Annotated in this window: 10 protein-coding genes and 1 rRNA gene; 5 read left to right on the top strand and 6 right to left on the bottom strand. The window is 65.2% G+C overall.

Annotation, left to right across the window (positions count from 1 at the left end; all coding sequences use genetic code 11):
* Positions 1-166 precede the first annotated feature (166 nt).
* The 3 genes from rrf to HALKA_RS0118780 all read left to right on the top strand — a co-directional run bounded on the left by rrf (position 167) and on the right by HALKA_RS0118780 (position 1,117).
* A 5S ribosomal RNA gene (gene rrf / locus HALKA_RS0118790) occupies positions 167-288 on the top strand.
* A 125-nt stretch (positions 289-413) separates the two neighbouring features.
* Positions 414-668, top strand: a complete 255-nt coding sequence (locus tag HALKA_RS0118785) for a BolA/IbaG family iron-sulfur metabolism protein (RefSeq protein ID WP_018259445.1) — start codon at positions 414-416, stop codon at positions 666-668.
* A 107-nt stretch (positions 669-775) separates the two neighbouring features.
* Positions 776-1,117 (top strand): glutaredoxin family protein, encoded by a 342-nt coding sequence (locus tag HALKA_RS0118780; RefSeq protein WP_026190426.1) that lies wholly within the window; start codon positions 776-778, stop codon positions 1,115-1,117.
* On the opposite strand, the gene HALKA_RS0118775 is transcribed toward HALKA_RS0118780, so the two are convergent.
* The 5 genes from HALKA_RS0118775 to HALKA_RS0118755 all read right to left on the bottom strand — a co-directional run bounded on the left by HALKA_RS0118775 (position 1,114) and on the right by HALKA_RS0118755 (position 7,116).
* The gene (locus HALKA_RS0118775) at positions 1,114-3,036 is read right to left on the bottom strand and encodes a beta-CASP ribonuclease aCPSF1 (RefSeq protein WP_018259443.1); all 1,923 of its coding nucleotides are present in this window, start codon (positions 3,034-3,036) and stop codon (positions 1,114-1,116) included. The two genes, HALKA_RS0118780 and HALKA_RS0118775, sit on opposite strands and share 4 nt — an antisense overlap.
* A gap of 168 nt (positions 3,037-3,204) precedes the next feature.
* Positions 3,205-4,254 carry a threonine aldolase family protein gene (locus HALKA_RS0118770; RefSeq protein ID WP_018259442.1) on the bottom strand — a complete coding sequence of 350 codons (1,050 nt, stop codon included), beginning with the start codon at positions 4,252-4,254 and terminating at the stop codon, positions 3,205-3,207.
* 3 nt (positions 4,255-4,257) lie between these two features.
* Positions 4,258-4,632, bottom strand: a complete 375-nt coding sequence (locus HALKA_RS0118765) for a winged helix-turn-helix transcriptional regulator (RefSeq protein ID WP_018259441.1) — start codon at positions 4,630-4,632, stop codon at positions 4,258-4,260.
* A gap of 136 nt (positions 4,633-4,768) precedes the next feature.
* Positions 4,769-5,035 carry a helix-turn-helix domain-containing protein gene (locus HALKA_RS0118760; RefSeq protein ID WP_018259440.1) on the bottom strand — a complete coding sequence of 89 codons (267 nt, stop codon included), beginning with the start codon at positions 5,033-5,035 and terminating at the stop codon, positions 4,769-4,771.
* A gap of 89 nt (positions 5,036-5,124) precedes the next feature.
* The gene (locus HALKA_RS0118755) at positions 5,125-7,116 is read right to left on the bottom strand and encodes an AMP-binding protein (RefSeq protein WP_018259439.1); all 1,992 of its coding nucleotides are present in this window, start codon (positions 7,114-7,116) and stop codon (positions 5,125-5,127) included.
* Positions 7,117-7,307: 191 nt separating this feature from the next.
* Here HALKA_RS0118755 and HALKA_RS0118750 point away from each other — a divergent pair, with 191 nt between their 5' ends.
* A complete protein-coding gene (locus tag HALKA_RS0118750) occupies positions 7,308-7,712 on the top strand; it encodes a CBS domain-containing protein (RefSeq protein ID WP_015763012.1) in 405 nt (134 codons plus the stop codon).
* Here the strand turns inward: HALKA_RS0118750 and HALKA_RS0118745 are convergent.
* A complete protein-coding gene (locus tag HALKA_RS0118745; RefSeq protein WP_018259438.1) occupies positions 7,669-8,748 on the bottom strand; it encodes an ROK family protein in 1,080 nt (359 codons plus the stop codon). The genes HALKA_RS0118750 and HALKA_RS0118745 overlap by 44 nt on opposite strands.
* Before the next feature lie 255 nt (positions 8,749-9,003).
* Between HALKA_RS0118745 and HALKA_RS0118740 the strand changes: the two genes are divergently transcribed.
* Entirely contained in the window at positions 9,004-10,533 is a 1,530-nt protein-coding gene (locus HALKA_RS0118740; protein ID WP_018259437.1) for a YegP family protein, read from the top strand.
* Positions 10,534-10,536 lie beyond the last annotated feature (3 nt).

Below are 10,536 nucleotides of genomic sequence, written 5' to 3'. Positions count from 1 at the left end.
GCGTCGAGGCAACGAGACGTTGAGCCCGCGAGCACTAATCGACCGAAGCCACACACTCATTGCACTGTGACTCGTTGCGTTGCACGAGTCCAGGCGTTCACTGGATCGCACGTAGACGCGGAGACCGAGACTGGTATCCTCGTGGTTCGACTCCACGACTCGGCGTAAAGGCGGCCATAGCGGCAGGGAAACACCCGTACCCATCCCGAACACGGACGTTAAGCCTGCCAGCGTTCCAGTGAGTACTGGGGTGTGCGAACCCCTGGGAAAGCCGGTTCGCCGCCTGCTACTCATACTTTAGAGCCCGCAGCCATTACGGCTGTGGGCTTTTTTCATGTCGATCGACAGCGGCAGTACTCCCTCCAAGCGGCCGCTGTGGCAAGCGTTTTTTCCCTCGCCCGCGTGGTGCCCGTATGAATACCGACGAGATCGAACGACTCATCGAGACCGGGATCGACGACGCAGACGCGACAGTGACGATATCGCACGGGACTGCGGAAGACGACCACTACGCGGCGCGAGTCATCGCTCCGGCTTTCGAAGGCGAGTCACTCGTCGACCGTCACCAGCGGGTGTACGACGCCCTCGACGGGCACATGACGACGGACATTCACGCGATCGAAATCGAGACGGACACGCCAGGCGAGGCGGACTATAGTAGCCATTGAAAGTCAATGCACACCCGATCGCACGACAGCAGTGCGATCGGTGTGTAAATCGTTTCAATTGTTACTATAGCACAAGCCATTTGCGCACGGAGAGCGAGAACACGCGTATGACGTTCAATCCGAACGAGGGGCTACCACAGGACGAGGTCACGGAACGAGTCGACGAGGCGATCGAGAGCAACGAGGTCGTCCTGTTCATGAAGGGAACAGAAATGATGCCACAGTGTGGCTACTCGGACAAGGCACTCACGCTGATCGGGCAGCATCGCGACGACTTCGAGACGGTCGACGTGCTGGAGTCACTCGACGAGTACCGGGTAGCTCTGGAAGAACACAGTGGGCGTGAGACGATTCCACAGACGTTCGTCGACGGGGAGTTCGTCGGCGGCAGCGATATCTTAGAGCAGTACGCCGAACGGGGCGAACTCGCGGTGACGCTCCAGACCTAGACGAACCGGAACGTTTCGAGGTTCTTCGGGTTGTAGGTCCGCATGTTGAATTTCTGGTAGAGCGCCGACGACAGCTGGTTCGTCGACTGTTCGTCGCCGTGGACGCAGATGACTTTCTCGGGACGGGGATGCATCGTCTCGACGAAGGTCTCCAGTCCCTGCCGGTCGGCGTGGCCGGAGAAGCCGTCGACGGTTTCGACTTCCATTTTCAGCGAGACGCGTTCGGCGCGGGGCCCGCTGCCGTCCGAGAGCGTGATCTCGTCCTGTCCGCGCTGGATCTGTCGACCGAGCGTACCTTCCGCCTGGTAGCCGACGAACATCAGCGTATTGTCCGGATCGCTGCCGAGCAGGCGGAGCCACGACATCACTGGACCGCCGGTGACCATCCCGGAGGTCGTGAGGATGATACAGGGTTCGTCGTCGGCGATGTCCTGGCGCATCTCCTGGCCGCCGTCGACTTGCTGGAACTGCTCGGCGAGGAAGGGATTTTCGTCTTCGTAGAGAATCCGCTGTTGGAGGTCGTCGCGGAGGTACTCGGGATAGGCGGTGTGAATCGCTGTCGCCTCGCGGATCATCCCGTCGAGATAGACGGGTACTGTCGGAATATCGCCGCTACGCATCGCCTCTTCGAGGACGAGCATGAGTTCCTGTGAACGACCGACGGCGAAGGCCGGAATGAGGATCTTGCCGCCGCGGTCGTGTGCTTCGTTGATCGCCTGCTTCAGGACACGTTCGGAGTCGGCCTGATCAGTCTGGAAGTCGTGTTTCCCGCCGTAGGTCGATTCGAGCACGAGCGTCTCGACGCGCGGGAAGTCGTTGACTGCGCCGTCGAGGAGACGGGTGTCGGTGTAGTGGATGTCTCCCGAGAAGGCGACGTTGTAGTGACCGTCGCCGATGTGGAAGTGTGTCACTGCCGCCCCGAGGATGTGGCCGGCGTTGTGCATCGTGAGCTTGATATCCGGGGCGATGTCGGTGACGTTGCCGTACTCGACGGGGATCGTGTGCTTGAGTGCGTCCCGGACCTGCTGGCTCTCGTAGGGCGGTGTGCGGCCCTCTTTGGCGGCGACGTCGAGGTAGTCGAGCTGGAGGAGTCCCATCAGGTCTCTGGTCGGCGCGGTGGTGTAAATCGGGCCGTCGTAGCCGTACTTGAACAGGATCGGGATGAGCGCGGAGTGGTCGAGGTGGGCGTGCGTGAGTACGACCGCGTCGATCGACTGCGGACCGGCGGCGAGGGCCTCCGGTGCCTGGAGGTAGGGCACCTCTCCTTCTGCGCCGGGCTTGTCGCCACAGTCGACGAGGATGCGCGAATCGGGCGTCGAGAGGATGAAGGCAGCGCGCCCGACCTCTCGACAGCACCCGAGCGTCGTCAGGCGCACCCAGTCGGCGTCGTCCGTCGTCGGACGGTTGATCTGGCGACCGACGCGTTCGAGGATGTCGCGCCGTTCGGTCCGTTCCTGTTTGAGGAAGTTCCGGACGTTCGAGACGGTCGAGGACTCCATCGGTGGTGTCCGGACGACCTCGGGGGTCCAGCCGACCGAGGCCGAGATCTCGTCGAGCGTCTCGCCGTGGCGGCCGATGACGAGGCCGGGCTTCTCGGCCTCGATGAACACTTCGCCCGTGTCGTGGTCGAAGTCGAGGTTCTGGACGCCCGCGGCGTCCGGGATCGTCGACGAAATCTCTTCGCGGGCGCGCTGCTCGTCGACGAGTGCGCCCTGTGTCGGGCGGACGTTGATGCGCTTCTGGAGGGTCTGGGCGAGGTTCGGCACGAGCCGGTCCCTGTTGGCGACCTTCCGCGCGTCGGGCGTGTAGATGACGAGTTCTGGCCCTTCGAACGTCACCGAGGCGATCTCGATGTCGTCCGGCGTTTCCTGCTCGACCGTCGTTCGAATCTTCTCAAGTGTCTCGTCTGCGGAACTCATGGGTTGAAATCAACGATTAGTGGCCGTCAATGGCTGCGAAAACGACGGCAACGGGGGTTCGATAGATGCGGCTATGCTGGGGAGTGGCAAGAACCTTTGCTTCTCGATCCACACACTCGGAGTCCCAGAGTCGAGTCGGGTCCCACGACGATCTGGCCTCGGAGCCGGCTACTCGGTGGCCGCTCGGACCACGCGTCCGATCCGATCGATCGCCGCGTCGACGTCGGCGCGGTCCACGTCGAGGTTGGTACACAGCCGCGTCGTGTACTCGAAGACGCTCCCACAGCGAACGCCACGCGCCACACAGCCCTCGACGAAGGCGTCGCTGGTGATCTCGGCGGGTTCGCTGTCGACGACGACGATGTTGGTCTCCGGTGTCGGCACGCGGAGGCCGTCTATCGCGTCGAGACCGGTCGCCAGCCGCCGTGCGTTCTCGTGGTCGTCGGCGAGCCGGTCGACGTTGTCGAGCGCTTCGAGACCGGGTGCCGCGATCATGCCCGCCTGGCGCATTCCGCCGCCGAACAGCTTCCGGAGGCGACGGGCCTCGTCGACGAACGACTCGGTGCCTGCGAGGACCGAGCCGACGGGTGCGCCCAGTCCCTTGGAGAGACAGGCCATCACCGAGTCCGCTTCTCGGGCGAGCGCGGCCGGCGCGGTGTCGAGCGCGACCGCGGCGTTCCACAGCCGCGCGCCGTCGAGGTGGACCGGTACGTCGAGCGCGTGTGCCGCGTCACACGCGGCGTCGACGTGGAATTCGGGGATCGCGACGCCGCCGCGGTAGTTGTGCGTGTTCTCCAGGGTCACCAGACCGGTCCCCGGTCGGTGCAGGTCCTCGGCGACGAACGCCTCGCTTATCTGTTCGGGAGTGGGTACGCAGCGGTCGTCGGCGTCGACCGTGCGACACTGGACCTGTGCGTGCTGGGCGGTCCCGCCGAGTTCCCAGCGATAGATGTGTGACTCACGATCCAGCAGGAGTTCCTGTCCTCGTTCGGTGTGGGCCCGGACGGCGATCTGGTTGCCCATGGTGCCGCTGGGAACGAAGAGCGCGTCGGCTTTCCCGAGCAGATCGGCGGCACGGGCCTCCAGTTCGGCGACGGTGGGGTCTTCGCCGTATACGTCGTCGCCGACCGGGGCGTTGCGGGCGGCCTCCCGCATGGCTGTCGAGGGCCTGGTCACCGTGTCCGATCGGAGGTCGATCGGGTCGTCGTGTCCGGACATGGATCATGCCTGCTGGGCGGCGTCGTCGCTCGGTTCCGTCAGGTGGGCTTTCCCCCACTTGGCCATCGCGTCGATCACCGGTTCGAGCGACGAGCCCCGCTCTGTCAGGGAGTACTGGACGCGAAACGGCTGTTCGCTGATGACTTCGCGATCGACCAGACCGTGTTCCTGGAGGTCTTCGAGACTGTCCGAGAGGACTTTGCTGGAGATCCCGTCGACGCTCTCTTTCAGTTCGTTGAACCCGGACGGGCCGTGTTCGAGCAGGCGATGAACCAGTACCGGGTGCCACTTCTTGCCGATCACCGACGCCGTCGTCGTGATCGGGCACCACTCTTCACCGGCACACCACACTTCCAGGGGCTCACTGGCGTCTGTCATCGTCGCACGGCTACGTGGTCCCCACGGTTATAGTTACGTGTCGTAAGTGGGTTCGGAATAGAAACTCCGCCGGTCGAGACTCTCGCGTCGCTGGTGGATCGATCGACGAAGAGAGACCGCAGCGGCCCAGGACTGCCTACGGTGAGACTGTCGACGCTCGGTAGACCTTCTTGCGGGCGTCGGGCAGAAAGACCTCTTCGGTGACGAGGTCGGCTTCCGAGAGAGTTTCGAGCGCGGCGCGCACCGTTCGTTTCGGGAGCAGCGTTTCCTCGGCCAGCTGTGCCTGCGTCATCGCTCCTTCGCTGTCGAGCACCCAGTGGACGAACTTGGCACTCGGCGGTGCGTCTTCGAGCTGGTGGCGCGGCAGTGACTCACCGGTGTCGGACTGTGTCGTTGCGGTCATCCAGTGACCATCCATTGTGGCTTCTACATTAATAGCTCTTGGTTACCGCCAGCATACCCGGTCTGACCGACGTGTGGCGCGACGTGCGCTCACCCCTCGCGTTGTTCGCTGGCGGCCGCCGCCAGCGCGTCGATCGTCTCCGGATTCTCGATGCTGCTGGTGTCGCCGATCGTCTCGCCGGTGTAGGCACCCGCGACGGCCCGGCGGACGATCTTGCCGCTCTGTGTCTTGGGGAAACCGTCGACGAACACGACGTCTCGGGGACGGAACGGCTTGCCGAGCTCGCGACCGACCTGCGAGCGCAGGTCTGCCCGAAGGTCCTCGCCTGCCTCGACGCCGTCTTCGAGGACGACGAACGCGGCGACTGCGGTGCCCGTCGTGTCGTCTGGCACTCCGACGGCGGCGGCCTGATTGACGGCGTCGTGTGCGATCAGTGCCCCCTCGACCTCCGCGGGGCCGACCTTCCGCCCGGCGACGTTGAGCGCGTCGTCGGCTCGGCCGTGGAGGTACCAGAGTCCGTCCTCGTCTTTCTGCGCCCAGTCGCCGTGGTCCCAGCAGTCCTCCCACGTCGACCAGTACTCTTCGAGGTAGCGCTCGTCGCCGCTCCACAGGGACTTCGTCGTGCTGGGACAGGGGTCCCGTGCCACCAGAAAGCCCCGCTCGTGGTCGTCCGCGACGGACTCGCCGGTGCTGTCGACGATGTCGATGTCCATCCCCAGCCCCGGGCCGCCCAGCGTGCAGGGCTTGAGGGGCTGGATCGGCATCGGCATGAGAAAGCACCCGCAGATCTCGGTGCCGCCGGAGATGTTGACGATCGGGGTCTCGCCGCCGCCGACGTGCTCGTAGAACCACCGCCAGGACTCGTCGTCCCAGGGTTCGCCGGTCGATCCCAGCAGTCGCAGCGACGAGAGGTCGTGGGCCTCGACGGGGTCGGTACCGTGTTTGCGAAGCGCGCGGATCGCCGTCGGACTGATGCCGAACTGAGTCAGTCCGTGGCGTTCGATCATGTCCCAGAACCGGTCCGGGCCGGGGTGGTCGGGCGCGCCCTCGTACATGAAGACGGTGCCGCCGAACGTGTGGGTCCCGATCAGCGTCCAGGGGCCCATCATCCAGCCGATGTCGGAGACCCAAAAGAACCGGTCTGCGGGCTGCAAGTCGAACCCGAAGTGTAGCTCCTTCGCCGTCTGCACCTGGACGCCGGCGTGTGTGTGGACGATCCCTTTCGGTTCCCCGGTGGTCCCAGAGGAGTACAGCAGCATCGACTCGTCGTTCGCGTCGAGGTGTTCGGTCTCGAAGGTCGCGTCGGCGGTTTCGACGGCGTCGGCCCACCGCTCGTCGCGATCGGTCCATGGGATCTCGTCGACCGCACCCAGGCGGTCGAAGACGACGGTGTCTGTGACGCCGCCGGCCTGGTCGATGGCCTCGTCGACGGTGTCTTTCAGCCGGATCTCGTCGCCGCGCCGGTAGAATCCGTCGGCGGTAAAGAGCACGGAACAGTCGCTGTCCGCGATCCGGGTCGCGGTCGCGTCGACGCCGAAACCGGAGAAGATCGGGACGGCGATCGCTCCCAGCTTGAAACAGCCGTACAGGATCGACACGACTTCGGGGACCATCGGCATGTACAGGCCGACAGTGTCCCCCTGCTCGATGCCCCGCTCGCGGAGCGCGTTGGCCACGCGGTTGGCCTGTCGGTGGAGGTCGTGGTACGTGACGTGGCGCTGGTCGCCGGGTTCGCCCTCCCAGATGCAGGCCACGCGGTTGCGCGCCTCGCCGTCGAGGGCGGCGTGGCGATCCAGGACGTTGTGCGCGAGGTTGATGGTGCCGCCGGGGTACCATCGGGTGAACTGCGGGCCGTCCGTGTCGTCCCGGATCTGGTCGTACGGTTCGTAGAACTCGATGTCGAGGTAGTCGACGATCTCGTCCCAGAACCAGTCGATCCCGGACGCGGGCGCTCCGTCTACGTGCTCGGTGGTGCGTGCGATCAGTTCCTCGTAGTCGGCGATGTCGTAGGTCCGCATGAACTGGGCGACGTTTGTCCCCTCGACGAACGCCTCGTCGGGGACGTGGACGAACTCATCCATCGCACTCACCGCCGTCGCGGTCGGCTGTGAAACTCGCCGTCTGGCGAGTGACTCGCTGACACATATACAACCGTTTGACATCCATCGACAATGATTGCTTGGTGAACTATCGGATACTCGACACCACCGAACTGGTGAACGGTTCTGCCGTGATGGCAACGCATATTAGGCCGACATTGGTACATCTGCACATGGACGACATTTTTGTCGGACGGCTGATGACATCTGACCCGGTAACGGTCTCACCAGATACGCTCGTCGAGGACGCGGCACAGCTGATGATCGACGAATCGATCGGTTCGCTGATCGTCACCGACGACGACAACGACATCCGAGGGATTCTCACGTCGACCGACTTCGTGGAGATCGTCAAGGAGAGCGATCCGAAGGCCCAGACGACCGTCGAGCGCTACATGAGCACGGACGTGCTGACGACGACTGCACAGGAGCAGATTCAGGCGGTCGCAGACCTGATGCTCGAAGCGGGCATCCACCACGTCCCCGTCGTCGACGAGACCGAGGGCGTCATCGGGATCATCTCCACCACGGACCTCACCGCATACGTCTCGACGGTCCAGACGCCGAGCCCGGCCTGACACGCCCTCTTTCCTGCGGACTCACGTCGACCGGACGCTTTCTCGGGCTGGCGATCGCCCGCCCGCGAACGACTCCATCACCCCAGTGGCGACTGTCCCGGCGTGGCGACAGTATCAGTCGTCCGTGTCGGCTCGTTCGCTCGCGGTCGGTTCCCATATCGTCGCCCAGGCGGCTGACTCGGATCTCGGGACGCTCGACGAACAGGTAGTCGTCGAGGTGCCGATCGATTCCGTCCAACACGACGTGCTCGTTGTTCATTGCGACGCCGCCCCCGACGGTGATCAACCCCGGATTGAGAGCGTTACAGATGGCTCCGATCCCGGCCGCGTTGTACCGCGCGACGCGATCGAGACAGGACTGGGCGAACGCGTCCCCCTCCGATGCGGCTCTGAACACGTCTTGTGCCGTCACCTCGGTGTCGAGAGTCGTCTCCGGCTCCTCGGTGACGATGCATCTGGACACGGTCCGAGCGATCCCGCGTCCCGAGCAGAACGCCTCCCACGCGCCCGTGACGCCTGTACTCTCCACGTCGCTGTCGGGTGCGACCGGGAGCAGACCGAACTCGCCGGCCTGGGCCAACTCGCCCCGGACGAGCCGGCCGTCGTCGACGACGCCGCCGCCGATGCCGGTGCCGAACGTGACGTGGACGAGGGTGTCGACGTCGTCGCGAGAGCCGTACTGCCACTCGCCCAGCACGGCGGCGTTGCAGTCGTTTTCGACGACGACCGGGAGACCGTGGGCCTCGTGGATCGCCCGGCCGGCTTCGATCCGATCGACGGTGTCGCCGTCGGTCGTGTCCAGCTCGTCGATCTGCGCTCTGTTTCTGTCGACGAGGCCGGTACAGGAGATGGCGACCCCGGAGAGCGGTTCCGTCGCCGCCGCGGTCAGATCCGCGGCGGCGTCGACGAGCTGGCGCTCCAGGTCGTACGGTCGGGTCGGTTCGACGGTCACGTCCGTGACGATATCTCCGTTCGGGACCGCGACTCCGTACCGAAAGTTCGTGCTTCCGATCCCGAACACGGCGACCTGATCCATACACCATCCCATCCGTCCAGTCAAGTTAAGTATCCTTTCGTTAGCGGCCGCTCGGTCCCGATGACGATCGGCAGGCGTCGCCTACGCCGTCTCGACCGAGCCGAGGACCGTCCCGACCGGACGAGTCCCTGGACCGACACGTATCAGTCGAGACCGCTTCGAGACGCATGTATCCTTCGGGTAGCCGCTCTATACCGGAGATTGCGAACCCGTACTGCATCTTTAAGTATCACGTGGTCGATATTCATTGTAGATATGGAACGTTCCAGTGCGGAGGACGGAGCCCTGCTCAAGTGGTATCGCAACCGGATCGCCGAGCCGACGACCGACGACGAAGTGTACGGCTACTGGCTGTTCGTCTTCGGTGTCGTGGTCGGTCTGTTCGGCGTGTTACTCGCCGGCTCGACTGCCACACAGACCAGCGGGTCGTTCCAGCGACTGGCCGGGATCGCCCTGGGCGGACTCGGACTGCTGTTCGTCCTGATCGGGCCGATCGTCCGGCTCCCGCTGGAACGCCGGGCGACGAGGGTCGCCTACGTCGGGGCGGCCATCAGCGTCCTCGCGATCGTCTGGCTCGTCCTCTCGTTCGACGGCGGGCGCGGACAGCGCTCGATCGTCTTCGGGACCTACGGCATCGGGATGGCCGTCATCGCGCTGGGTGCGATCCTCGTGCCGATGCTGAACGAGACCGACGGCGAGAGAGCCGTCTCGGCCGCGGAGTCGGCGGCCCAACGGGCGCAGGCGGACGCCGACAGCGCCCGTACGGAGGCCGACGAACACCGAGCGGACGCCGACGACCTTCGCGATCAGGTCGCCGCTCGGACCGACGAACTGGCGGTGCTCCACGACAGCGCGGCGACGTTCGAGCTGTACGAGGACAGGGGCGGCAAGTACCGCTGGCGGCTCCGCCACCGCAACAGCAATATCATCGCCGACAGCGCACAGGGGTACTCCCGCCGCGTCGACGCCCAGAACGGGATCGAGAGCGTCCGCCGCAACGCACTGGGCGGCGCGCTCGTGGAACTCGACGGCGAGATCGACGACTCGACCGACGAGGCCGAGACGGGCGTCGTCGCCTATCCGCCGGGCGAGAGCGAGGCGACGTTCGAGCTGTACGAGGACAACGCCGGGGGGTATCGCTGGCGACTCCAGCACGCCAACGGCAACATCATCGCCGACAGCGGCGAGGGCTACACCGAGCGCCGCGAGGCCGAGGCGGCCATCGAGCGCGTGAGCGAGCGGGTCGGACCGGCACAGTACCTCCGTGCCGATCCGACGGCCTTCGAGGTGTACCAGGACGCCGCCGAAGAGTGGCGCTGGCGGCTGATTCACAAGAACGGCAAGATCCTCGCCGACAGCGGTGAGGGGTACGCTTCCCGTAGCGGGGCTCGGGACGCCGTCGATCGCGTCCGGTCTGGTCTGGACGACGACGACTACGAGTTCGAGGTCTACGAGGACACGGCCGGCAAGTACCGCTGGCGGCTCGACGCGGACAACGGCGAGACCGTCGCCGACAGCGGGCAGGGGTTCAGCGAGGAGCGAGGCGCGCGCGAGAGCATCGATCGCGTCGAGGGACACGCGCCCGACGCCGCGGCGCTGGACATCGGACTGGCGGCTTTCGAGGTCTTCGAGGACAGCGCCGGGAAGTATCGCTGGCGACTCCGCCACCGCAACGGGAACATCCTCGCTGACGGGGGCCAGGGGTACAGCTCGCGGACGAAGGCCTTCGACGGCATCGACAGCGTCAAGCGCAACGCGCCCAACGCCGAGACCACCGACGCCTGACGG

This window comes from Halomicrobium katesii DSM 19301 (genome assembly GCF_000379085.1).
In the GTDB taxonomy this organism is placed as follows: Archaea; Halobacteriota; Halobacteria; order Halobacteriales; family Haloarculaceae; genus Halomicrobium; species Halomicrobium katesii.
The sequence above is the reverse complement of the archived record's forward strand: the minus strand, read 5'-3'. Positions and strand labels throughout refer to the sequence as shown.